Source organism: Streptomyces sp. VNUA24 (assembly GCF_029167005.1).
GTDB lineage: Bacteria > Actinomycetota > Actinomycetes > Streptomycetales > Streptomycetaceae > Streptomyces > Streptomyces scabiei.
In genome coordinates, this window is the sequence record NZ_CP119143.1 from 1,161,244 (window position 1) to 1,185,155 (window position 23,912).

23 protein-coding genes are annotated in these 23,912 nt (G+C 69.7%); 5 read left to right on the top strand and 18 right to left on the bottom strand.

Annotated features, from left to right (window positions below; all coding sequences use genetic code 11):
- Window positions 1–30 precede the first annotated feature (30 nt).
- Together PYR72_RS04630 and PYR72_RS04635 are read right to left on the bottom strand one after the other, a co-directional pair.
- Complete coding sequence (locus PYR72_RS04630; protein ID WP_275454023.1) at window positions 31–927, bottom strand: SDR family NAD(P)-dependent oxidoreductase; 897 nt, start codon at window positions 925–927, stop codon at window positions 31–33.
- Between the two features lie 231 nt (window positions 928–1,158).
- A complete protein-coding gene (locus PYR72_RS04635) occupies window positions 1,159–2,055 on the bottom strand; it encodes an SMP-30/gluconolactonase/LRE family protein (protein WP_275454024.1) in 897 nt (298 codons plus the stop codon).
- Window positions 2,056–2,599: 544 nt separating this feature from the next.
- Here PYR72_RS04635 and PYR72_RS04640 point away from each other — a divergent pair.
- Window positions 2,600–3,091 (top strand): MarR family transcriptional regulator, encoded by a 492-nt coding sequence (locus PYR72_RS04640; RefSeq protein WP_275454025.1) that lies wholly within the window; start codon window positions 2,600–2,602, stop codon window positions 3,089–3,091.
- A gap of 873 nt (window positions 3,092–3,964) precedes the next feature.
- Here the strand turns inward: PYR72_RS04640 and PYR72_RS04645 are convergent.
- The gene (locus PYR72_RS04645; RefSeq protein WP_275454026.1) at window positions 3,965–4,798 is read right to left on the bottom strand and encodes a hypothetical protein; all 834 of its coding nucleotides are present in this window, start codon (window positions 4,796–4,798) and stop codon (window positions 3,965–3,967) included.
- Between the two features lie 490 nt (window positions 4,799–5,288).
- The gene (locus tag PYR72_RS04650; protein WP_275454027.1) at window positions 5,289–6,248 is read right to left on the bottom strand and encodes a hypothetical protein; all 960 of its coding nucleotides are present in this window, start codon (window positions 6,246–6,248) and stop codon (window positions 5,289–5,291) included.
- Window positions 6,249–6,547: 299 nt separating this feature from the next.
- Between PYR72_RS04650 and PYR72_RS04655 the strand changes: the two genes are divergently transcribed.
- From PYR72_RS04655 to PYR72_RS04665, 4 genes are all read left to right on the top strand, one after another.
- The gene (locus tag PYR72_RS04655; protein ID WP_275454028.1) at window positions 6,548–7,012 is read left to right on the top strand and encodes a MarR family transcriptional regulator; all 465 of its coding nucleotides are present in this window, start codon (window positions 6,548–6,550) and stop codon (window positions 7,010–7,012) included.
- Window positions 7,013–7,452: 440 nt separating this feature from the next.
- Window positions 7,453–7,626 (top strand): hypothetical protein, encoded by a 174-nt coding sequence (locus PYR72_RS42915; RefSeq protein ID WP_343245510.1) that lies wholly within the window; start codon window positions 7,453–7,455, stop codon window positions 7,624–7,626.
- Complete coding sequence (locus PYR72_RS42920; protein WP_343245511.1) at window positions 7,623–7,841, top strand: hypothetical protein; 219 nt, start codon at window positions 7,623–7,625, stop codon at window positions 7,839–7,841. The genes PYR72_RS42915 and PYR72_RS42920 overlap by 4 nt, the downstream gene beginning before the upstream one ends.
- A gap of 352 nt (window positions 7,842–8,193) precedes the next feature.
- On the top strand, window positions 8,194–8,664 hold the full coding sequence (locus tag PYR72_RS04665) for a hypothetical protein (RefSeq protein WP_275454029.1): 471 nt from the start codon (window positions 8,194–8,196) through the stop codon (window positions 8,662–8,664).
- Window positions 8,665–8,996: 332 nt separating this feature from the next.
- Here the strand turns inward: PYR72_RS04665 and PYR72_RS04670 are convergent, their stop codons facing one another.
- The 14 genes from PYR72_RS04670 to PYR72_RS04735 all read right to left on the bottom strand — a co-directional run bounded on the left by PYR72_RS04670 (window position 8,997) and on the right by PYR72_RS04735 (window position 23,875).
- Window positions 8,997–10,145, bottom strand: a complete 1,149-nt coding sequence (locus PYR72_RS04670; protein ID WP_275454030.1) for a hypothetical protein — start codon at window positions 10,143–10,145, stop codon at window positions 8,997–8,999.
- A gap of 1,398 nt (window positions 10,146–11,543) precedes the next feature.
- Window positions 11,544–12,290, bottom strand: coding sequence for a FadR/GntR family transcriptional regulator (locus tag PYR72_RS04675; RefSeq protein WP_275454031.1), 747 nt, complete (start codon window positions 12,288–12,290; stop codon window positions 11,544–11,546).
- Between the two features lie 24 nt (window positions 12,291–12,314).
- Complete coding sequence (locus PYR72_RS04680; protein WP_275454032.1) at window positions 12,315–13,295, bottom strand: aldo/keto reductase; 981 nt, start codon at window positions 13,293–13,295, stop codon at window positions 12,315–12,317.
- Window positions 13,296–13,332: 37 nt separating this feature from the next.
- On the bottom strand, window positions 13,333–14,370 hold the full coding sequence (locus tag PYR72_RS04685; protein WP_275454033.1) for a sugar kinase: 1,038 nt from the start codon (window positions 14,368–14,370) through the stop codon (window positions 13,333–13,335).
- Window positions 14,367–14,996: a bifunctional 4-hydroxy-2-oxoglutarate aldolase/2-dehydro-3-deoxy-phosphogluconate aldolase gene (gene eda / locus PYR72_RS04690; protein WP_275454034.1), complete on the bottom strand. Its 630-nt coding sequence runs from the start codon at window positions 14,994–14,996 to the stop codon at window positions 14,367–14,369. The genes PYR72_RS04685 and eda overlap by 4 nt, the downstream gene beginning before the upstream one ends.
- On the bottom strand, window positions 14,993–15,754 hold the full coding sequence (locus PYR72_RS04695; RefSeq protein WP_275454035.1) for an SDR family oxidoreductase: 762 nt from the start codon (window positions 15,752–15,754) through the stop codon (window positions 14,993–14,995). The genes eda and PYR72_RS04695 overlap by 4 nt, the downstream gene beginning before the upstream one ends.
- On the bottom strand, window positions 15,751–16,794 hold the full coding sequence (locus PYR72_RS04700; protein ID WP_275454036.1) for an alcohol dehydrogenase catalytic domain-containing protein: 1,044 nt from the start codon (window positions 16,792–16,794) through the stop codon (window positions 15,751–15,753). Before PYR72_RS04700 ends, PYR72_RS04695 begins: the two co-directional genes overlap by 4 nt.
- Complete coding sequence (locus tag PYR72_RS04705; RefSeq protein ID WP_275454037.1) at window positions 16,791–17,228, bottom strand: RbsD/FucU domain-containing protein; 438 nt, start codon at window positions 17,226–17,228, stop codon at window positions 16,791–16,793. Before PYR72_RS04705 ends, PYR72_RS04700 begins: the two co-directional genes overlap by 4 nt.
- A gap of 18 nt (window positions 17,229–17,246) precedes the next feature.
- On the bottom strand, window positions 17,247–18,137 hold the full coding sequence (locus PYR72_RS04710; RefSeq protein WP_275454038.1) for an amidohydrolase family protein: 891 nt from the start codon (window positions 18,135–18,137) through the stop codon (window positions 17,247–17,249).
- Complete coding sequence (locus tag PYR72_RS04715; protein WP_275454039.1) at window positions 18,130–19,455, bottom strand: L-fuconate dehydratase; 1,326 nt, start codon at window positions 19,453–19,455, stop codon at window positions 18,130–18,132. Before PYR72_RS04715 ends, PYR72_RS04710 begins: the two co-directional genes overlap by 8 nt.
- A gap of 95 nt (window positions 19,456–19,550) precedes the next feature.
- Complete coding sequence (locus PYR72_RS04720) at window positions 19,551–20,591, bottom strand: ABC transporter permease (protein ID WP_275454040.1); 1,041 nt, start codon at window positions 20,589–20,591, stop codon at window positions 19,551–19,553.
- Window positions 20,584–22,146 carry a sugar ABC transporter ATP-binding protein gene (locus tag PYR72_RS04725; RefSeq protein ID WP_275454041.1) on the bottom strand — a complete coding sequence of 521 codons (1,563 nt, stop codon included), beginning with the start codon at window positions 22,144–22,146 and terminating at the stop codon, window positions 20,584–20,586. Before PYR72_RS04725 ends, PYR72_RS04720 begins: the two co-directional genes overlap by 8 nt.
- A 45-nt stretch (window positions 22,147–22,191) precedes the next feature.
- Entirely contained in the window at window positions 22,192–23,265 is a 1,074-nt protein-coding gene (locus PYR72_RS04730; RefSeq protein WP_275454042.1) for a sugar ABC transporter substrate-binding protein, read from the bottom strand.
- A 289-nt stretch (window positions 23,266–23,554) separates the two neighbouring features.
- A complete protein-coding gene (locus tag PYR72_RS04735; RefSeq protein ID WP_275454043.1) occupies window positions 23,555–23,875 on the bottom strand; it encodes a hypothetical protein in 321 nt (106 codons plus the stop codon).
- Window positions 23,876–23,912 lie beyond the last annotated feature (37 nt).

Here is a 23,912-nt window from a genome sequence, read left to right on the forward strand (position 1 = left end):
CTTGGTACCCCGGCCGGAGTCGACTCGACGTCAGGGCTGAGCCTGGGGCAGCATCATGGCGACGGGCTGCGCGCCGTCGGTGCCGAGGATCTCCTCGATGCGCTCGGCGACCGTCTCCGGGGTGAGGTCCGGGTCGACGATGCCCGTGGTGTTGACCATGACCATGCGGTTGACCAGGCCACCCGCGACGTTGAAGACCTCGCCGTTGACGGCACAGCTCTCGTGCGCCAGGTAGGCCGCGACCGGTGACACCAGCTCGGGCGGCATGCTGGTCATCATGTACTCCAGCATCCCCTCCGGCAGGGTGTCGCCGGTGAGCTCGACCATGCGGGTGCCCGCGCCGGGGGCCACCGCGTTCACCTTGATCCCGGCCGTGTGGCCCGCGACGGCGAGGTTGCGGGTCAGGCCGTAGACGGCCCCCTTGGCGGAGCCGTAGTGGACCATGTCGGGTACGCCGAGCAGGGAGGCCGAGACGGTGTTGACGATGCGTCCGTCTCCCGAGGCCGCGAGATGCGGCCAGGCGGCGCGGGACACCAGGAGGCTGCCGAGGTAGTGCACGTCCAGGTACTTCTGGTACGTCTCCGGGGCGACCTCGGCGAAGGGTTCCGGCCGGAAGATGCCGGCGTTGTTGATCACGGCGTCGAGGCGGCCGAAGGAGTCGAGCGCGGCCTGCACGATCGCCGCGGCACCCTCCTCGGTGGCGACGGACGCCGTCGAGGCCACAGCGGTACCGCCGGCCGCGACGATCTCCTTGACGACCTCCTCGGCGGGTGCGGCGGAGGGGTTCGCGCCGTCCGTGTCGCCACCGGGGTCGCAGACGACCACGGACGCGCCGCGGGCGGCGAGCAGCCTGGCGTGGGCGCGGCCGATACCGCGGCCGGCGCCGGTGACGACGACCGCGCGTCCGGTGAAGTCGAGTGATGCCATGTCAGTACCTCGTCGTTCTCGTCATTGAGCCGGTGTGGTCGACGGCGTTGGCCGGAGAGGGGAGACGTGAGCAGCGTGGCTGCGGAGGGGACCCGCACAGGTGGCGCGAGGGCGTGGTCCTGAGGATCCGGGAAGTGGTCGGTGCCCCGGGGCGGCTTCACCGACCGCCGTGGGACGGGCGGATCGAAGGCACCGGAGGGCCGGTGGCCCCGGAGCCGATCCGTTCGCGCGTCAGGGGCGGGTGGTCCCGCCCGGCACGTGGACCCGGGCGGCCCAGATCGAACCCTGGCCCTCCTTACGGGACTTCTGTCGGTCGAAGACCTCCTTGCCGCAGGTGATGAACAGGGTTCTGCGGTCGGCGCCCCCGAGTGTGCACGACACACTCATGCCCGCCTGCTCGGTCGGAAGGCCGACGGAGGCCACGGCCGGACCGCCTTCCGGGATCCGCTGCACACCGCTGATCGGAGAGGCCCCCCAGACCGCGCCCTTCTCGTCGACGCACAACCCGTCGATCATGAGCCCGCCGTCGAAGAACGTGCGGCGGGCTCCGAACGAGCCGTCGTCCTCGATCTCCACGGCGGTCAGCCGCAGTCCGTCGATCTCGGCGGTGATCAGCGTGCGGCCGTCCGCGGTGATGCCCATTCCGTTGGCGCCGTCGAAGAGGCCGCCCTCCTCGGCGACGCGCGGGGTACCGTCCGGCTCCACGACCAGCAGGGGGGCCTTGGCCGGGCTCTCGCCGACGAAGAGGTTGTAGCCGAGCTGGCTGATGTAGGCCCGGCCGTGGGCGTCCACCACCATGTCGTTGATCGGGCTGGCCGCCAGGCCGCGCAGGTCCGCGTAGACCTCCGTGGTGCTGCCGTCGTACACCAGGACGACCTGCTCCCACATGGAGTTGACGAGGAGGCGGCCGTCCGGGAGGAATCCGGTACCGACGCACACGACTTCCTCGTCGACGAGGCTCTTGCGGTCGCTCAGGTCGAGGTAGACGTCGGCCTCACCGTCCTCGGTCACGGTGACGACGCGGTGGTTGTACATGTCGGAGAAGTAGAGGCGCCCGTCGTGCCAGCGCGGACACTCTGTCCAGCTGTAGCCGGTGGTCAGCTGCCGGGCTTCGTAGATCTCGGTCATACGTACCTCCGTGAGGTTCGTTGGGCTCGCTCCCGGACAGTTGCGTCGCCGTCGAGGGTGCGGGGGACTGCAGCGGATGGACGGCGGGGCGCCTGAGCGACGGAAGTCGGGCGGCCGCCGGGAAGGACGTACGGCTCTCTCGGTGTAGCGCTCCAGGAGCGGATACCGGGCTTCCGCCTCGGCGGCCACTGGCCCGGGTCTGGGGTCATGCCCCACGAACGCTCCCTCGTCCGGGGGGATCGAGCACAATCCGCATACCAGGTGCGTGCCGGTGCTGGCCCGACGGCGCGACGAAGGAACGGTTCGGCGATGTGCGGGCGGTCACGGCTCGCCCCGATCGCGGCCCGGGACATGCCGCCATTTACTGTCCCGTGGACAGTAAACCCGCCCCGCACCGAGGGCAAGGGTTCGTTCCGGATCGGTCCGCACGGAGCACGGCGGGGGCAGGGCCGCTGTACCACCGCACGCCGCGATGAGATCATGACGGCGACGGCTGTCCGGATGCACGGAAGGGCACCCGGATCGGCAGAAAGGACAAGTACACATGGCGCGAGCGACACCGAGCGACGCCGCGACCACATCGGAGGTGGCCGGACTGACCGTGCTTCACGACTCCTTCGCCAACATCCTGAGCCGCTGGGCCGCGGCCGGAATGCAGGAGATCATCATCGAGCGCGCGGGGGCGGGCATCGATCCGGCATCGATGACGGTGCTCAACGTCCTGATGCGCGCGGGCGGTTCGGCCCGGCCCTCGCACGTGGCGCAGCAGACCGGAACCGGCGCCTCCAACGTGAGCAAGGTGCTTGCCCGCATGGAGACCCGAGGGCTCGTCGAACGAGCGACCGACGAGAACGACCAGCGTGCCGTGAGCATCACCGTGACCGTGGCCGGCCGTCGCACCCACCAGGCCGTCGTGGACACGTCGATCGCCATGCTCGGCGAGTTGCTGCACGACTGGTCGCAGGACGACATCACCCTGTTCGGCGCACTGCTCGACCGCTACGCCACAGCTCTCCAGAACACCGTCTTCGGCTGAGGACAGGACGCCGCCACAGCGGACGATCTCGATGCGCCGCCCACGAGCGGCGAGCGGTGTTCCCGCCACCCGACCGTCACGTCGGGAACCGTCACGGAGAGGACCGTCTCCATCCCGTCCCCTACGCCCGCACGGACCGAGAGTGCCGTTCTCCGGCATGGCTTTGCCCCTGTTCAGGGCTTTGACGCTCGCATCCGCTGGTGTAAGCAGGTATTCCCCTCACAGGTCGACCCGAGAGACCCGTGGACCCGGCCTCCGGTCCGGTCCGGCGACTCGGCGATCTGCGTGAGTTGCGCAGCCCGCGCCCACGGAGCGATCCTCACCCCGCCGAGTGGCGCTCCCGGGTTCAGGACGTGCCGTACGTGCGCGCCCGCGACGGGCGACGCCCTGGGAAGTGACGCGACGGCGCAGCTCGGCGTCGCACCGGTGTCCCGTCCCCCACCGAACCATCGCACCCGGGTCACAGAGTGATTGCCCTCGGCAGCAGGGGACACAACCGACTCCCGAGGCGGGATCATGGTCCTCGCCCACCTGGGTCACAGACGTCCGCTCTCCCCCGGGCACCCGGTGACCGGGCCCGAGCGCCCCCGACGGACACTCCCTCCGCGCCGCCTGGGGCGCTCGTCGGCGGAGGCCCGGACAGCCTCCGTTCCGACTCACCCGGAGTCTCCGATCACCGAGCTGGGATGACAAGGGGGCGGGAGGGCCCGCTACGGCGGGGCCGACGCTCACGAATGGTCCGGCAGCCGTCCGGGCCCGGGGCGATTGCGCTCCTTCCCGGGACGGAACCGGACTCCCCCATGCCTGCACACGTGCCCGCCCGGCGGCATTCGTCGCCGGGCGGGTGTGGGGACATGTCAGCCTGTGGCCGTCTCAGCAGCGGTCGGACGAGGTGACCGCGCGGTCACGCGCCACGTACTGGCCCGCAGGCTTGCCCTGGCCGTCGAGCACGTTGCCGACGGCGTCGTAGTAGGCACCCTGCGAGTTGATGTTGGAGTAACCACGGCCGCGCCACGAGTTGGACCGGGTCACGTGCCCGTGACCGTCGCCCCAGCTGTAGCTGTCGATGTGGAAGAACGGGTTGCTGCGGACCGTCCGCATCTCGGGCCGCAGGGCCAGCCAGCCGACCCGCTTCGGGGGCACCGTGATGCCGGTGGTGGTGGACCAGCCCGAGGCCTTCGCGTACGACCAGCTCTTCGTGTACTCGGCCCCCGCGTTGAACTCGAGGACCTTCTCCAGAGCGGACCACTTGATGCCGCCGCCGACCTTCACACTGCTGGTCGTGGTGCTGGTGGTGGAACCGTTCATCTGCAGTTGCTGGCTGAGCTGGCTGCCGGAGCTGCAGTTGACAAGGGTGTTGCTCACCCGCGACTCCGAGCCCGTCCAGGTCCAGCTGGACGACTTGGGGTAGGAGCAGTGGCCCTGGAACATCTCGATCGGAGGCGGCAGGTCCTTCGGCGGCAGGCCGTGGCCCGAGTCGGCGGTGAGCTGACCGGTCTGCACGTTGATGAACCAGTACGTGGTGCCGGTGTCACCGTTGCACAGGGAGTTCAGCAGTGTGTCCGTGTTGAAGGACTCCTTGCCGCGGATGTTGACGACCCCGTTGTCGGCGTGTGCCGGGGCGACGAGCCCCAGGGTCGCGGTGAGGCTGACGGCGCCGGCTATGACCGCACGCTTGAGGGCTGTCCGGGAAAGCGGTTGACGCATGGTGAATGCACTCCGGTTCCTGAAATTCTTGTCCGACGTGGTCACTGCCGGACCGGGAAAAGAGTGACATCCAAGGGCGAATCACAGGGTTCGATGTCATGGCGATACATCAGCGGCGCTGTGCTGACACTTCATCACTCGTTCACCAGGGGCCTCTCGCGTACGGACGATCACCGGGTCGCCCGCCCCCGGCGGACACGGACGTTCCCCGCTCAGCGAGGAGCCGGCACAGACGCCTCAGGCCCGGCCAGGCCTCCGACCCACCAGAGAACCGCCCCTGAACAGCGCTTCCACTGTCCAGAGGCGGTTGGCGGCAGAGGAGTCGGCCGCGCGCCGGGGATGTCCGACCCGCCCGTCCGGCCTGCGGGTCATGGCGGTGCCGGCGCGGTCCGGGGCCGTGCATGACGCTGACGGCAGGTCAGCCGTCCCACCCCGCCCCCGCGCGGTCGGCGGCGAAGGGATCCGTTCGCGCCGGGTACGCGAGGGCTCCTCAGCGCGGACCGCAGTTCAGTGCGGCCGGGTCGACCGTCCCCCGCTGCACCTTCGCGTCGTGGGGCACGGGGAAGCCGGCGTTGGTGACGTAGATCCGGTTTCCGCGTACCGCGACGGAGGTGGGAGAAGCGAGGCCGTCCGAGGCGGTCAGGACGGTCTCGGTGGCCCCGCCGGGGCGGACGACCACGACCTGGCCGAGGCGGTTCAGCGCGGCGAACACCACGTCGGAGCGGTCGTTGAGGAAGGTGAAGTCGTCGACGCCGGTGAGGCCGCCGGCCACGGTGCCGATACGGCCGGGAGTACCTGCGACGGTGACCGGGATCCGCAGCAGGGTGCCCCGCGCGGCGTTGGAGACCCAGACCGCCCCCCGGTGGAAGCGGAGCCCGTTGACGCCGAACGGGTTGGAGGGGTCGGCCGCGAGGGCGGGGTCGGTCAGCCAGGCGGTCGCCCTTCCGCCGGAGGCCGGGACGGCCCAGACGGCGCCCTTGCTGCTGTCGGCCACGTACAGGGTGCGCCCGGTGGGGTCGAGGGCCAGGCCGTTGGGGAGTCCGTCGGCGGGCAGGGCGGCGATACGGCCGGGGGTGCCGCCCGGGGACAGCTTCCAGACGCCGGCCCGGGAGGTGTCGGAGGAGTACACGTTGTAGTAGACGGTGCCGTCGCGCCCTCGCGCGAGACCGGTGAACCCGTCGCCCGGCTGCCCCTCCACGATCACCCTGGTCCGCCCGGACGGGTCGATCCGCAGCAGTGCCGGACGCTCGCCCGCCGCGCTGCTCCCGCCCAGCGTGGAGACGGTCAGCGAGTTGTCGGGGTTGAGGGTGATGTTCTCGGGGGATTCGCCGGCGGCGAAGTCGAGTGCGGCGAGGGTCCTCACGCCGGTGACGACCGGCCGCGGGGACTCCTTCCGCGGCGCCGCCGACGCGTACGGCGCCGAGACCAGGAGGGTTGCCGCAGCGATCACCGCCGCGGGTCCGGACCGCCTTTTCAGGAGGGTTGCCACGGGTACTGCTGTGGAGATTTCCATACGGTTCATCGCGCTTTTCTGAAACGGCGCAGCTGAGGCTGCGCGGAAAATCGGGCATGGGTCGCACCAGATGACACCAGGACGCGTCGCGGGTCCGCTCCCGGTCCGGCGACTCGACCGGCGTCCGCTCCTGGCGGGCGGAAGACACGCCGGACAGGGCAAGATATTCCAACTTGAACGACTCAGACGTTAGCCCGAAGTTCTAATTTGAACAAGTTCTGGTAAGGTAAGCACACATGAACCACTCGCGGCCGCTGAATCAACGCGAAGAGCGGGCCTGGCACACACTGGTCACCGCCACCACACTGCTCGACCGGGTGCTCGATCAGCAGTTGCGCACCGATGCCGGGTTGTCCCATGTGCAGTACGCCATCCTGGCCCACCTCGGCCACTCCCCCGGCGGGTCGATGCGCATGGTGGCGCTCACCGAAGCGTTGAAGGTCACCAAGAGCGGTCTGACCTATCAGATCGCGCAACTGGAGAAGGGCGGCTTGGTCGTTCGCGGGGCCTGCCGCACGGACGACCGCGGAGTGGTCGCCACCCTCACTCCGCGCGGCAGGGAGTTGATGGACCGGGCGGCGCCCGGTCACATCAGGCTGGTCCGCGAGCTGGTCATCGACGCCCTCACTGCGGAGCAACTGGACACCTTGGCCGCAGGCTTCGCGGAGATCCTGCGCCGGATCGTCGACACCAGGATGTAGGCGGCACCCAGCGTTCGGCCACCGGGGCCGCTGTCGTCGCGGATACTGCACCCCAAAGGACCGTCAGGTGTCTCCACTGATCCGACACACCTCTTGTTCGACGGATCTCCCTTGCCGCAGGGCCTGAGTTCATATGCTTCCCATCTCGACAAGCCCGACCAGAGGGGGACTTGGGCGGGCCATTCAAGTTCCCGTGGGGGGTTCATGCGATAGGCGTCGCGGCACCGTGATTCCGGGGACCACCTTCCTGTCCACGCTCACTCTTCCGGTTGCCGCGCGGGCTTCGGAGCACGCGAGTGTGCCACCTGAGCCCGGTTCCTTCGCCTGGAGGACCATCCAGCCGAACGACTTCGCTGGGCAACACCAGGTTCTCGAGCGCAGTTGTCAACGGCGGCAAGGACACCGTCTTCGGCACCACAGGTACCGGGGCCGTCACCGTCATGTACACCGCCACGAACCAGAACGGCATGGCCGGGACCTGGAGGCTGTACCTGAGCGCGTGGGACCTGTACACGAATGCCGACTACGACGACGTCGCCACCGTCGCGGTCAGGAAGCTCTCCATGCTGACGACAGATGCGACCCCGCGCCGGTCAAGAACGGCAAGACGATGACGGGTACGGGCAAGCTCGCCCGCACGGACCCATCGACCGGCAAGTACGTCGGCTACGCGTCCCAGGCCGCGAAGCTGCAGTTCCGCAAAAAGGGCGGCAGCACCTTCACCGCCCTCAAGACTGTCAGGACCAGCGACACCGGCATCCTGAAGTCCACCACCCGGTCCACGGTCAACGTTCACCACCGTTACCTGTTCGCCGGCACCACCATCTGAACAGCACCCGGGGACCTCGTCGACGTCTCTGGCCTCCGCGATGCCGGGCCGCTGGGACCCGGCCACGGCGCCACGGGTGGATCGGCCGAAACCGCAGCCGCGATCCTGAACCGGACGGGTTGGGCGCCGGGCATCTCGCGGGCGACGAGACGGTCCGGCCGGCCCGAGGACAGCATGTGGCCCTGCCCGCAGGACCCGATTACGGTTCTCGGGGCATGGCTGCCGATGTGGACGCGAGCCGTCACGGCGGTGCGTCGCGGCACATGCACCCGTGGAGCGGCGGTGCGCGTCGGCCGGGTCCGGCCCAATACCCCTCCCGGTCGTTCGCCGGCCTGCCTGACATCATGACGACATGAGACTCCCGCTGCGCGTGATCCTCTGGATCTACATCGTCTTCAACCTGGTCCAGACCCTCGTGCTCATCTTCACACCCGGTGTGATCGACCGCGCCTATCTCGGCGGCGAGATGACACCCACCCGGCATTTCCAGTGGTACGCCGTCGCCGGCTACCACATGCTGATCATCGCCGTCACCATCGTCGCGATGAGCCTCGGGCGCGCCTCCGACCGCCGCAAGCTCATCGTCGTCAACGCGCTGATGTACATCATCTGGGACGCCGGATCGCAGCTCGCCTACTGGGGCCGCGCCATCGGCATGGCCACCTCGGACCTGTTGGTCAACTCCGGCGTCAGCCTCACCGTCGGCCTCGTCCTGCTCCTCGTGGCCTGGCGCGACCACGACACCAAACCCGTGACCAGGTCCCCCGCGTACGGCACCGACGGGACGAACTCCGTCGACTCCGGTGAGCGCGCGACGAACTGACCGTACTCCGGACACTCGAAATGTGCGGCTCCGGCACGGCGTCCGTCAGATCCCGCACCTCGGCCGCCTCTTCGACGGATGCCCCGTGGCCGACGGCAGTTGTCGGCCACGGGGACGTGGGCCTCATCCAGGTACTCACAGCGCCTGCATCCGGCGCCCGGGACACCGATCAGTTCCGGACGGCCAGGACACCAAGCCCTGGCAGCGCTTCGTTACCTTCAGGGATCTCGACTGTTCGTGGGTTGCTTCCCGGTGCGAGGTTGGGGATGGGGACGGCTCCGGGTAAGTTTGGCAGAGAGGCATTGGGGCGCGGCATGTACGTCATAGCGGTGTCAGCGGGGGTTCTTCGGAGGATGGTTGCCCGGTCCGGTACGGGCGGCCCAGAAGGCGAGTGCCTGGTCGAACCAGCCGTTGGCCGGTGTGCCGATGCCGAGCCCGAAGCCGTGGCCACCGGTGTCGTATCGCCGGTAGTCCACGGTCACGCCGAGGCCCCGGAGCTTGTCGACCAGCGCGTCCACCCCCGCGATCGGCGCAATGTCGTCGTCGGCGGCGTGGATGACGAAGGAGTCGGGAAAGGACGGCCCGACGAAGTCGCTGTACCGCGGGGTCATGTAGGCGCTGATGATGGCCGCCGGGTCGCGGAAGCCATGAGCCTGCGCACCGTACTGGTTGTCGACGCCCCAGGCGCCGACGATGGAGGCACCGGCCGAACTGCCCCAGAGCGCATAGTCGTCCATGCGGTAGTTCTTGTGGAGCAGCTTCGACCGGGTGAATCTCAACGCCTGCGCCAGGTCGTCCGTTCCGTCCGCCATCGCCTTCAACTCCCCTTCGCGACCCGGCAGGCGGCCGTCGGGACTGACACGGTACTTCAAGACGGCGACGTTGTACCCGGCCTCGTGGAGCCGCTTGGCGTGGGGGAACGCCTCCTGGATCGAGGCCACCGAGGTGAACCCTCCGCCCGCGAGGACGACCGCGAGCGGTGCGTTGGGCTTCCCGGGAATGAAGAACACTCCGGCCGTTCCCTTCGCGGGGTCGGCCGCGACAGCGGCGTCGGAGTATATCTGGTGGAACAGCCGGTTGCCCTTGTTCCGCTGGTCGATGAGGAAGTTGACGCCGTCCACCATCGTCGGCACGTCCCAGCCGTACGCCGACAAGTACGGCGCCACCTGGGTGATGGGCAGGTCCTTGACAGCCTCCCACGTCGGTCCGGCTTCCCACGGACCGATGTACCGGCCGAAGCCGGCGAAAGCGGGATGCTCGGCGAGCTGACGGAACGTTTCATCTCCGGTGATGTGCGCGAAACAGGCCTTCTTGCACGCCGGGGTCCCCGGCCTGCCCGTGGGCGCCGCAGAGGCCGCGCCGGCGACCACCGGCACCGTCAACACCGCGAGGGCGACCGCGCCCGACGCAAGCCTGCGCCAGTGTCGAAGCGCCCCGACCCTCGCGGGTCTGCGCCCGTCAGCATCCAGGTAGTAGGTCATGGACAGTCCTCCTTGAGGAAGCGCCGCTGTCGGCCCGGCATAAAATCCTGGCGGTCCGATGTCGGCCCCGCCCAGGACCGTCCCGCACGCGGAACGTCGTCGAAGACTGCTGGCGATCATCGCACCCGACGCCCAGCTCATGGCCGCATCAGCGATTGAAACGGTTCAGAAACATGGCGAAACCTAGAGGAAAAAACCTAGCGGCACAAGGTTTTCGGCGCATGACCGCTTGCACAGCAGCATCAGCGGACATACGACGAGGCAGGCGCGGCGCCATCGTCCACCGCGACACCCTGGACTGACTGCTCGACCGTGCCCGCCCCGGCGACACCCCAGGCTCAACCTCAGTCACGACCTGCGTGTACAGGGGATCGGCGCACGCACTCTGGTCGCCCTGATCCGGATCGACACCCGCGACACCAGCGGCGCGGCGCGATCGCCGTCCTCATGGTCGCGCCCTTCGCCCGGACGGAACGCGTCTTCGTCCGAGAGCGCGACGCCCCCTGTCCGCTCGGTGGCCGCAAGGACCGGACGCAGGCCGGGCCGGCCCCACAGGATGGCCGAGGACCAGGTCCGCCGGGCAGGGGTCGCACTGGATTCCAGGGAGTCCCTCGTCAACATCGCGGAGGCCGGGCGCCGGGTGGATACGCGCAGGAAACAACATGCGAGACACACGGCGTGAACCGGGCGGCAAGGTACCACGAGCTGCCGTAGAAGGTCGCGGAGCCGCGACCCCGGTACCCGCAGGCCGCCACGGTCGAGGTCATCGCCCACGGCGCGATGACCTCGCCGGGTCCGGCCGCCGCGGTCACGATCCTCGCGCGCACGGACGATGCCGTGGATCATGGAACCGGACTCCGTTGTGCCGTCCCCGTTGGCCGCGCTGGGCATGGGCGCCTTCCCAGCCGACGGGTGGAACCTCGGTGCACTCGGTGACCACCAATCGATCACCCGGGAAGGTACTCCCTTCGCACACAATCCGAGCCCGATCCACAGGTCTTGAACACTGTCTGTCAACGACTCGTCCCGGGGCGCAGACCGGATGGCCGAATCGTCGCCTCCGACGGTGGATCCGCCCGCAGGGCCAGCGCATGGCGCTCGTCGACCGCCCTCACACGGTCAAGCGATGCGTAGCTTCGTGGGCGACCTCGGGGCGTGGGGGAGGTGTGTTCACGTCTTTCCTCGACTCAGGGCCGAACCAGGTCGTTCCGTCGGTGCAGCCGCGAACCGGAGGGACGCGTAGGGAAGGAGCGCCCTCGGTGGCGCTCCTTCCAAAACCAAATTACACTTGGTTTTCATGGCGTCCCGGGGCACATCGGATCACGTACTCCCCGACGGCTCTACGCCCTGCGGCCACAAAGCGCACATGCTGTCGGCCGAGCCGCGGGGTCCGTACCGTCAGGATGCCTTGCGGTCGGATCCGAAGGACGTCTCCCGGGAGACCTCCCCGAACGACGCCGACGAACGGAGGTGCTCGCGCAACCACTCCTCGGTGTTGCTGACATGCAGGAGCGCCGCGGCCTGGCTGAGGGCGAAGTCCCGCGCCGAGAGCGCCGCGTAGATCGCCTCGTGCTCCGCGAGGGTTCGCCCCGCGGCCTGGTCGTCGACGAGCCCGCGCCAGATACGGGCCCGCAGCGTACGTCCGGAGATCCCTTCCAAGAGCGTGAGCAGTGACTCGTTGCCCGTCGCGGTGACGACGGCGCGGTGGAACGCCGCGTCGTGCAAGTTCAGCAGCTCGACATCCTCACGGGCCTCCCGCATGGCGTCCAGGTGGCGTTTGACCTCGGCCAGGCCGTCATCGGTGATCCGGGGGGCGGCGAGGGCCGTGGCGAGGGGCTCCAGCAGTCGCCGTACCTCCATCAGGTCGAGCAGGGCCCCCTTGTCGCTCTGCATCAGCTCGACCGCTCCCCCGAGCCCTTCCAGCAGCAGGCTCGGCTGAAGGCTGGTGACATAAGTGCCGTCGCCCCGTTTGACCTCCAGCACTCTCGCGACCGCGAGCGCCTTCACCGCTTCCCTGGCGAGGTTGCGGGACAGTCCGAGTTGGGCCGACAGCTCCTGCTCGGGTGGCAGCTTGGAGCCCGGCGGTAGCGCTCCGCTCCGGATCAGTTCCCGGATCTGCTCGATTGCCTTGTCCGTGAGAGACAACGCGAACTCCTTCCCTGAGCCTGCTCAAGCGGGGACATCCGGGCTGATCAGTTCCTGGTCCCGAAGATCATCCCAGAGACCGGTGGAGACGTGTCGTCCGCGAAGCTCGACGTTTCGCACGACCTGATCAGGATTCCGCATGCCGAGGGTGACATTGATGACAGTGGGATGGGTGAACGGGAAGGCCAGCGCGGCTGCGGGGAGGCTCGTCCCGTGCTGCTCGCAGATCTCCGCGATGCGTTGCGCACGGGTGACAAGGTGGGCGGGGGCGTCCTGGTAGTCGTATTTCATGCCCTCGGTGGGACGGTCACGGGCGAGGAGTCCTGAGTTGAAGACGCCTACCGCCACGACGCTCTTGCCGTGCTCCTGCGCGGCGGGCAGGACGTCGTCGAGGCCGGACTGGTCAAGGAGGGTGTAGCGGCCGGCGAGCATCACCAGGTCGGCCGCCGTCTCCCGCAGGAAGCGGGCAAGCATGGCCGACTGGTTCATGCCGGCTCCGATCGCGCCGATCACGCCCTGGCCACGCAGGTCGGCGAGGGCGGGCATGGCCTCATCGGCTGCCTGGGGCCAGTGGTCGTCGGGGTCGTGGAGATACACGACGTCCAGGCGGTCGAGGCCGGTGCGCTCCAGCGTGGCCTCGACGGACCGGAGGACGCCGTCCCGGCTGAAGTCCCACTGCCGGCGCAGGTCGTCGCGGACGACGAACCCCTCGCTGTCGACGCCTCGCGGGGCCTCGTTGGGCACCAGCAGACGGCCGACCTTCGAGGAGACGACGTATTCTGCTCGCGGCCGGTCCCGCAGGGCCGCGCCCAGTCGTCGCTCCGACAGCCCCAGGCCGTAGTGGGGCGCGGTGTCGAAGTAGCGGATGCCGGCCTCCCAGGCCGCGTCCACCGCGCCGGCCGCGTCCTCGGCGGGGGTCACCCGGAACAGGTTGCCGATGACGGAGGCGCCGAAGCCGAGCTCGCTGAGCTTGACCGTGGTGTTCGTGATCTTCCTGCGCTGCAAGGGGGTCCTCCAGGAGCGGACGGTTCGGTGCCGGGCTTCAGCGACGGACGGCGGCGGAGCCTCCGGCCAGCAGTGCCTCCACCTCGGCGAGTGAGGCCATCGAGACGTCGCCGGGCGTGGTCATGGTGAGGGCTCCGTGGGCCGTGCCGTAGGCGAGGGCCCGCCCAAGGCTCTCGCCAGACAGCAGGCCGTGGATCAGGCCCGCGGCGAAGCCGTCGCCGGAGCCGATGCGGTCCAGCACGTGCAGGCCGGGCATCCAGGGACCGGTGAGGAAACCGGTCTCGGACGACCACGCCGCCGAGGACCAGTCGTTGACCCCCGCCGAGGGCACTTCACGCAGAGTCGTCGCCAACACACTTGCCCCTGGCAGGAGTGCGGCGACCTCGGCGAGGGCGTCCGGAAGTTCGTCGGCACCGACACGTACCGCACCCGGGTGGCTTCCGGCCAGCCCCAGGGCGCCCACCACCACATCGGCGTGCCGGGCCAGTCGCAGGTCCACCTCGCGGGCCGCGGCGGCGCCACCGCGGCCTTCCCAGAGGCTGGGTCGGTAGTTGGGGTCGTAGGAGACCGTCGCGCCGTGGCGTCGAGCCGCTGCCATCGCCTCGTCCGAGACGTCCACGGTGGTGTCCGACAGCCCGGCGAAGATACCCCCGGTGTGGAACCAGCGCACGCCGGAGGAGAAGACGGCGTCCCAGTCGACGTGGCCCTTCCGGAGCTGGGAGACAGCCGTGTGCGCGCGGTCGCTCACGCCGAGCGCGCCGCGGATGCCGTAGCCGCGTTCGACGAAGTTGAGGCCGTTGCGGGCGGTGCGGCCGATACCGTCCGAGGGAACCCAGCGGATCAGCGAGGTGTCGACGCCGCCCTGGAGGATCAGATCCTCGGCGAGCCTGCCCACCGCGTTGTCGGCCAGGGCGGTCACGACGGCCGTCCGCCAGCCGAAGCAGCGGCGCAGACTGCGGACCACGTTGTACTCGCCGCCTCCCTCCCAGACCTGGAAGGAGCGCGCGGTGCGGATCCGGCCCTCCCCCGGATCGAAGCGGAGCATCACCTCGCCGAGGGCCACCACGTCGGTCATCGCGTGCTCCTCTCCACCGCCTGCGCGGTCAGTCGCCGGATCTCCGCGTGGTCGCCGCGCTCCAGGAGGGCGCCGGGAGCCATCCAACTGCCGCCCACGGCAAGCACCGAGGGCTCGGCAAGATACCCGCTCAGACGATCGGGACCGATGCCGCCGGTCGGCACGAAACGTGCCTGCGGAAACGGCGCGGCGAGGGCTCGGAGGGTGTCCACGCCGCCCAACGACTCCGCGGGGAACAGCTTCACCGTGTCCAGCCCGGCCCGCAGGGCCCGCATCAGCTCGGTGGCCGTCGCGACGCCCGGCACGACGGGCACTCCCAACTCAAGGCACTTCGCCACGACTTCGTCGTCGAAGCCGGGCGATACGACGAACCGGGCACCGGCGGCGACAGCGCGTTTCGCCTGCTCGGCGGTAAGGACGGTGCCGGCGCCGACGACGAGGCCGCCGTGCGCTGCCATCGCCTTCACCACCTGCTCGGCGGCAGCGGTGCGGAAGGTGACCTCGGCACACCGGGCCCCGCCCGCCACGAGCGCGGCGGCCAGCGGAGCGGCCATCTCCTCGGAGGGCACGGTCAGCACCGGCAGGATCCTGGCGCCGGCCAACGCGGACGTGAGATCGGTGGTCATCGGCCGAGCCATCCGCCGTCGACGGGGAGGGTGGTGCCGTGGACGTAGGCGGCTGCGTCGGAGGCGAGGAAGACGGTGGCGCCGGCGAGGTCGCCCGCGTCGCCCCAACGGCCGGCGGGGATGCGGTCGAGGATCGCCTTGCTGCGGGCCGGGTCCTCGCGCAGGGCCTGGGTGTTGTCGGTGGCGATGTAGCCCGGCGCGATCGCGTTGACGTTCACCCCGTGCGGCGCCCACTCGTTGGCCAGTGCCTTCGTCAGCCCCGTGACGCCGTGCTTGGCGGCGGTGTAGCCGGGGACGGTGATGCCGCCCTGGTAGCTGAGCAGCGACGCGGTGAAGATGATCTTCCCTTGGCCGCGGGCCACCATCGACGCGCCGACCGCGCGGGTCAGCGCGAACTGCGCGTTGAGGTTGACCTGGAGTACCAACTCCCAGTCTGCGTCGGTGTGTTCGGAGGCCGGGGCGCGGCGGATGGTGCCCGCGTTGTTGACCAGGATGTCGACCGGGCGTTCGCGTGCGGCGAGGTCCGCGCCGAGCGCCCGGACCGCGTCGGGGTCGGCGAAGTCGGTCCGCACCGCCTCGAAGGTGCGACCCGCGGCCAGCACGTCCTTCTCCACCGCGCTGCCCGACTCCTCCAACTGCGCGCTCACACCGATGACATCCGCGCCGGCCTCGGCGAGCGCGCGGGCCATCGCCCGGCCGATACCCCGCCGGGCACCGGTGACGACGGCCAGCTTCCCGGTCAGATCGAACAGGCTCATGCGTCCGCTCCCGCCGACTCGTTGCCGCAGTCCACCAGGATCTTCATCACGTCCCCGCCCGCCTCCAGCGCCTCGAAGGCGGCCGGCGCCTCGGTGAGCGGAACCACCTTGCTGATCAGCCGGTCCGCCGGGATCGTCCCGTCCGCCACCAGCTCCACCGCCCGCTCGAAGTCGGACCGGTCGTACAGCCGGGCCCCGACCAGCGTCAGCTCACGCCAGAAGAACCGATGCAGATTCACCTCACGCGGCCGTGGATGGATGGCGACCAGGCACAACCGGCCCCGCACCCCGAGCACGTCCACCGCCGTGTCCACCCCGGCCGCCGCACCCGACACCTCGAACGCCACGTCCGCACCCGCGTCGCCCGTCCACTCCCCCACCAGCTCGGGCACGTTGTCCGCGGCCGGGTCCCAGGTGGTCAGCCCTGATTCCTCGGCGAGCGCGCGCCGGTGGGCGCTGAGTTCGGCGATCCGTACGTCGGCTCCGGCGGCCCGCGCGACCAGCGCGATCAGGACGCCCACGGGCCCTCCGCCGACCACGACGACCCGCTCGCCCCCCTGCACCGCGGCCCGGCCCACGTCGTGCACGGCGACGGCCGTGGGTTCGACGAGTGCCGCCCGGTCCAGGGCGAGCGTGTCGGGCAGCCGGACCAGGGTGCCGGCGGGCACGGTCCAGCGCTGCTGCATCGCGCCCGGGGAGTCGATACCGATGAAGTCGAGGTTCTGGCAGACGTGCCGGTGCCCGGAGCGGCATGCGGGGCAGCTGTCGTCCCAGCGCAGCGGCATGACGGTCACGGCGTCGCCGGGTGCCCAGCCCGCCACGTCCGGGCCGACGCGTACGACACGGCCGGACATCTCGTGGCCGAGGACGGCGGGTGTGTGGACCCGGGCGTCCATGTCGCCGTGGAAGATGTGCAGGTCGGTGCCGCAGATGCCGACGTAGGCGGGTGCCAGTTCGACCTCGCCGGGGCCGGGGGAACGCGTTTCGGCGGGGGCGGTGTCCAGGGTGCGGGCGGCCGTGTAGCGGACGGCGAGCGTCATCGTGTGTTCAGGGTCCCTTCAGCGCGGACGCCGATGGTCAGCAGCAGGTTGGCGTAGGTACGGGTGTCGGCGGTGACGATGGCCAGCGCCAGGTCGGGGGAGCACGCGGCGTCGTAGAACTCGAAGCGGTCGAGCGTGCCGACCGGGGCGGGTGCCAGTCGGGCGCGGTACTCGGCGATGGCCGGCGGTTCCGGTTCGCCCTCGGGCGGCACCATCACCTGGGCCGACTCGACGGGGACGGCGGTCAGCAGGACGTCGAGCACGGTGGTGACGTCCAATACCCCGGGGGTCAGGTTGAGGTGGACGGTTCGGGCGCGTTCACCGATGGAGGTGCTCGCCGGGTAGTGGCCGTCGGCGAGCAGCACACGGGCGCCGTGACCGGCCCCGGCCAGCGCTTCCAGGATCCCGGGGTGCAGCAGGTCGGTCAGGAGCATGGTGTTCCCTCCTTCCTCTCAAGAGGCGGTCGGTTCAAGGGAGTTCAGTCCGTAGAAGTGGGTGGCGGTGCCGGCGAGGATCGCCTCGGTCTCGGCGGCGGAGCAGTCGCCCTGCAACTCCTCGACGGTGGCGGCCCACTGGTTCCAACCGCCTGCGAGGACACAGACAGGCCAGTCCGAGCCGAACATCAGCCGGTCGGATCCGAAGGCGGAGAGCAGGACGTCCCACACCGGGCGCATGTCCTCGACCGCCCAGTTCCGGTGGTCGGCCTCCGTCACCAGACCCGAGACCTTGCAGCACACCTGGGGATGGGCGGCCAGCCGCCGCAGGTCCTGCTCCCAGAGCCCCAGTTCACCCGAGGCGACGGGCGGTTTACCCGCGTGGTCGAGGACGAGCGGCAACCCCGGGAAGCGCTCGGCCAGCCGGATCGCCTGCGGGAACTGGTGGCTGCGGATCAGCACGTCGTAGCCGAGGCCGCGTTCCTGGACCGCGCGCAGCCCCCGCTCCACGGAGGGCCGCTGCAGCCACGCGGGATCCGGCTCGCCCTGCACGATGTGTCGTAGGGCTCGCAGGTACCCGCCGCCAGGGCCCTCCCGCAGCGCGTCGAGCACGTCTCCGACCTCGGGCGAGGTCAGGTCCGCCCAGCCGACGACCGCGCCGACCAAGGGGTCCTCGTCTGCCAGGGCGAGGAGTTCGCGGGTCTCGGGCAACGATGTCACGCACTGGACGACCACCGTGCTCGTCAGCCGACGCCCGGCGAGCGGGCGGGTGGCTGCCGAGCGCAGGTCGGCGGGTCCGTACGAGCGGCGGATCGGCTCGTGACCGGGCTCGTCGAGCCAGGGCTGGGGACGGTGGTCGAGGTCCCAGACGTGGTGGTGGGCGTCGACCAGGGCGCGGGGCTCAGACACGGGCGGACCAGACCGGTCCGTCGGGGTAGGTGTACTCCTTGAGGGAGGCCGGGTGCATCTGGGCGCTCAGGCCGGGGAGTTCGGGTGCGAGGTAGTTCCCGTCGGCGATGCGTACCGGGTCGACGAAGTGCTCGTGCAGGTGGTCGACGTACTCGATGACACGGTCTTCGGTCGTGCCGGTGACGGCGACGTAGTCGAACATGGAAAGGTGCTGGACCATCTCGCACAGGCCCACTCCGCCGGCGTGCGGGCAGACCGGGACGCCGAACTTGGCGGCGAGCAGCAGGATGGCGATGTTCTCGTTGACGCCGCCGACCCGTGCGGAGTCGATCTGGACGATGTCCACCGCGCCGGCCTGGAGGAGCTGCTTGAAGACGACCCGGTTGGCGATGTGCTCGCCGGTGGCGACCTTGATGGGAGCAACGGCCTTGCGGACCTCCGCGTGGCCGAGGATGTCGTCCGGGGATGTGGGCTCCTCGATCCAGTACGGGTCGTAGGAGGCCAGTTCACTCATCCAGTCGATGGCGGGCCGGACGTCCCACCGCTGGTTGGCGTCCACGGCTATGCGGATGTCCGGGCCGACGGTCTCGCGGGCAGTACGCATCCGGCGGATGTCGTCCTGGAGGTCGGCGCCGACCTTCAGTTTGATCTGGGTGAAGCCGTCGGCGACGGCCTCGCGGGCGAGACGGGACAGCTTCTCGTCGGAGTAGCCGAGCCAGCCGGGGGTGGTGGTGTAAGCGGGGTAACCGCGTTCCAGCAGGCGGCTGATGCGCTCCTCGCGGCCGGGCTCGGCGCGCCGCAGGATCTCCAGCGCGTCCTCGGGGGTGAGGGCGTCGCTCAGCCAGCGGAAGTCCACCTGGGCGACCAGATCCTCCGGCGACATCTCGGCCAGGAAACGCCAGACGGGCTTGCCCGCGCGCTTGGCCGCGAGGTCCCAGGCGGCGTTGACGACCGCGCCGGTCGCCATGTGGATGGCGCCCTTCTCCGGCCCCAGCCAGCGCAGTTGGGGGTCGTGGACCAGGGAGCGGGCGAAGCCGCCGAGGTCGCCACAGACCTCGGCGACCGACCGGCCCACGACATGCGGGGCGAGGGTGGAGATGGCGGCGGCCTGCGCGTCGTTGCCACGGCCGGTGGTGAAGGCCAGGGCGTGGCCCTCCAGGCCGTCACCGGCGTCGGTGCGCAGGACGACATAGGCGGCCGAGTAGTCGGGTTCGGGGTTCATCGCGTCCGACCCGTCCAGGTGCTCGGACGTCGGGAACCGTACGTCGAGGACGTCCAGGGCGGTGATGCGGGCGGATGCGGGCACGGCAGACGTCATGACGGGACTCCCTGTGAGGGTCGATCGGGCACGCGGCCCTCTGTGACGGGTTGTTCGGGACTGCGGTCGGCGTTCCGGCATCGTCGCCGGTCCGTTCAGTCCTGGACCTTGCCTCCGGTGATGCGCGAGATCATCAGCGCGACGAGGATGATCAGGCCGTTGAGGGCGCCGATCCACTGGGCGGGGACGCCGGCCAGGGTGAGCACGTTCTGGATCATGAAGAGCAGCAGGATGCCGGTGAAGGCGCCGAACATGGTGCCCTTGCCGCCGTTGAGGCTGATCCCGCCGATCACGGCGGCGGCGAAGACGGTGAAGATGTAGCCGTTGCCCTGTGCCGAGGCGACGGAGGCGAGCCGCCCGGAGAGCAGCAGCCCGGCGAGGGCGGCGAGCAGGCTTCCGGAGATGATGACGATGGCGAGCACCCGGTCGGTGCGGATGCCGGCCGCCTTCGCGGCGTCGATGTTGCCGCCGATGGCGTAGAGCGAGCGGCCGAAGCTGGTCCAGCCGAGGACCACGATCGCGATGGCGAAGAGCACCAGGCACAACCAGATCGAGGCCGGCATCCCGAACCATTGGGCCGTGCCCAGGTAGAGCATCGATTCCGGCAGCTGGAAGAAGGTCTGGCCGCCGGAGATGCCGGTCAGGACACCGCGCAGCACGATCAGCATGCCGAGGGTGACGATGAAGCCGTTGAGGCCGAAGCGGATGATCAGCAGGGCGTTGACCACGCCGATGAGCGCGCCCACGGCGAGGGTGACCGGGATCGCCCAGGCGCCGGGGAGGAGTCCGAGGCCGTGTCCCGCGCCGGTCGGTACGACCAGCCAGGCCGCGACGCCGGGCGCGAGGCCCATGGTGGACTCCAGCGACAGGTCCATCTTCTTCACGATCAGGATCATCGTCTGGGCGAGGACCAACAGGGCGATCTCAGACATGGTCTGCAGAACATTGATCAGGTTGTCGGTCTGCAGGAAGATCGGGTTGACGATCTGCCCGACGATCGCGATGACGACGATCGCGGGGACCAGTGCGAGGTCGCGCAGCCGGGCGAGGGGTATCCGCCCGCCCAGCAGTCCACGCCGCTCAGGCTTCTTCCCCGTCTCGGGCGCGAGGGTCTCCGCGAGGACGGTTTCAGGCATCGAGGTCCACTCCTTCCATCGCGGCGACGAGGTCGTGGTCGTGCCAGCCGCGGGCGATCTCTGTCGTCATCCGGCCCTGGAACATCACCAGGACCCGGTCGCACATGCGCAGGTCGTCGAGTTCGTCGGAGGCGATGAGCACTCCGGTGCCGGTGTCCGCGGTCTCCTCGACCTTGCCGAGAAGGAACTCCTTGGAGCGCACGTCCACGCCCGCCGTGGGGTTGATCAGCACCAGCAGCCGGGGGTCGTCGGCCAGGGCACGGGCCATCACGACCTTCTGCTGGTTGCCGCCGGACAGTGCCGAGACGGGCAGTTCGGGACCCGGCGTCTTGATCGCCAGGTTCTCGATCATCTCCTCGGCGAGCCGGTCCCGGCGGGCCCGGCTCAGCAGCCCGCGCTGCCCGATACGGCCGGGCACCGACAGAGTGGCGTTGTCCGCTATCGACATGTCGGGGACGAAACCCTGGTGGTGCCGGTCCTGCGGCACGAAGCCGGCGCCCGCGGCGAGCGCCGCGGGGACACTGCCCGGCCGGGGCCGGTTGCCGGCTATTTCCAGCTCCCCGGTCCTGGCCGCCCGCAGCCCTACGACCGTCTCGGCGACCTCGGTGCGACCGCTGCCGGCAGCCCCGGCGAGCCCGACGATCTCGCCGGCGCCCACCTGGAACGTGATGCCGCCGTAGGCGTCGCCGCACAGGTCGCTGACGCTCAGCGCCGCAGCCGCGTCCGTGTCCAGGGAACCGGTCCGCTCCTGGTGCCGGTCGGCCGCTGCCTCGCCGGTCATGGCAGCGACCAGTTCGGTGCGCGGCAGTTCGGTGACCGGTGCGGTCAGGATGTGCCCGGCGTCCCGGAACACCGTCACCATGTCGCAGATCTCGTAGACCTCCTGGAGATGGTGACTGATGAACAGGAAGGTCACGCCCTGGCGTTGCAGGTCGCGGATCCGCTCGAAGAGCCGGTTGATCGCGGCACCGTCGAGCTGGGCGGTCGGCTCGTCGAGGATGATGAACCGGGCGCCGAAGGACAGCGCACGGGCGATCTCCACGAACTGCCGCTGCTCCACGTTCAGGTCGCCGGCCATGGTCTGCGGTGAGACATCCACCGACCAGGTCGACAGCAGCTCCGTCGCCTGGCGGCGCATACCCTGCCAGCTGATCAGACGGTTGCGGCCGCGATGGTGGCGGTTGAGGAAGAGGTTCTCGGCGACGGTCAGCGTGGGAATGATCGTCGACTTCTGGTAGACGCAGGCCACGCGCTGCCGCCAGGCGTCCCGGTCGACGAGCCGGGGCGCCGGGGCGCCACCGAAGGCCACCACGCCCTCGTCCGGTGCCTGCAGACCGGTGAGGACGGACACCAGGGTCGATTTCCCGGCCCCGTTCCGCCCGACCAGGGCGTGCGTCTCACCCGGCCGAACGGTGATCCGGGCGTCACGCAGAGCAACCGTCGGGCCGAATCGTTTGACTATGCCCGTCGCCTCGACGACGGGCGGGCCCGCCGGAGCCCGTCCGTCGTCCGTCGGGGCGGGCGCGGGGGTGACTGTTCGCTCCCCGTCGCTCATCTCAACCGCCTTGCACTCGTATACCGTTGACTTTTCCGACGACCGTCAGTCGAGGTTGTTGCCCCACAGCGACTTGTCGTCGCTCTTCACGCTGGGCACGCCGCCGTAGGTGCCACCGTCAGCGGTGACGAGCGGGGCGGAGAGCTGGTCCTCCAGCAGTCCCTCACGGACCTTGACGATGGTGCTGTCGTGGTCCGTCTTGCCGGGCTTGAACGTCTTCCCGTCGATCGCAGCCTTCAGGTAGTACAAGGCGTACTTGGCGTACAGGTCCGCCGGCTGGGAGACGGTGGCGTCGATCTTCCCCTCCGCGATGGACTTGAGCTCCTCGGGGATGCCGTCGTTCGAGACGACGAACACGTGCTTCTTGTCCTCGGGGCCGACCAGCAAGCCCTTCTGCTTGAGGACCTGGAGGGTGCCGGACAGGGCGAAACTGGACTGCATGTAGATGCCCTTGATGTCCGGGTGGGCGGTCAGGTCCGTCTGCAGCTTCTGCGCGGCGACGGCACCGTCCCAGTTGGTGGCCTCACCGAACACCTTGATGTCCGGATAGTTCTTCTTCATGCACTCGTTGAACGCCTCGGTGCGGTCACGGCCGTTGATGGAGTCCAGGCCGCCCTGGAGCATCACGACCTTGCCCTTGCCGCCGAGCTTGGTGCCCAGGTACTGGCACGCCTTCTCGCCGTAGGCCCGGTTGTCGGCGCGCACGACCATGTAGACCTTGCCGCTGTCGGGGCGGGTGTCGACCGTGACGACCGGTATCTTCTTCGCCGCCAGCTGTTCCAGCGTCGGCGCGATGGCGGCCGTGTCCTGCGGGGCCATCGCCAGCCCCTTCACACCCTGGCTGATGAACGTCTGCGCGTTCGCCGCGAGCTTGGCGACGTCGTTCTGCGAGTTCGTGGTCTTGAGCGAGAGACCGAGTTCCTTGGCGTACTCCGGCGTGTACTTGATGTACGAGTTCCAGAAGTCGGTGTCGGAACGCGGATAGTCGACGCCGACCAGCGGCGCATCGCCCTCCGTGGACGCGGAGTCGGAGCTGGAGCTGGAGCTGCAGGCGGCGAGCAGCGCCAGAGCCGAGCAGGCTGAGACCGCGGTGAAGAGAGCAGTTCTGAGTCTCGTCATTGTTCCTCGCACTGATCCGGTGGGCGACGGGTGACCCCAAGAGATGGGATGTCTTTATAGGCAGGAGGCGACCACGCTGTCCAGAGCCCGGGCCGAAAAACCTGAAATCTGCTGGTAACGAAGAGGAATCGGGGAGGCGCGAACCCCCGTGCCCCTCTAATCAATCCCATCAATACCTGAGGCGGAGGCACAGAGGCAGAGACCCGAGAACCCAAGGCGGCCGGGCCACGGATCACGACAGCCCCGCCCATGGCCGACAGTCGACACGGAGGGGCGGATTCAGCCCTGCTCACGCACCAGACGGACGAGTACGGAGCATAGTCGTCCACGGCCAGATCCCGCGGTAGCCCCTGGCTGAGCAGGACAGCCCCGTGCTGGACGGCCCCGTTGCGACATCCCGGTAGCGGGCGGCCGGATCGAGCGAACGCAGCCGCAGCGGGCGGTCGTGTTGGCCGAAGCGCCGCGCCCGGCCGAGGACGATCACCACGGTCACACGAGTGTCCGGCGCGAGGTACCGCACGGCGATCGGCTCGCCGTCGCCTGCGGGCCACAGCCGGTACTGCTCGTCCAGCCGCACCAGGTTGCCCTTCGCCCCGGTAGGCGGCCACATGCTCCGCGACTCGGGCCAGTTGGGCCTCGTCCCGTCG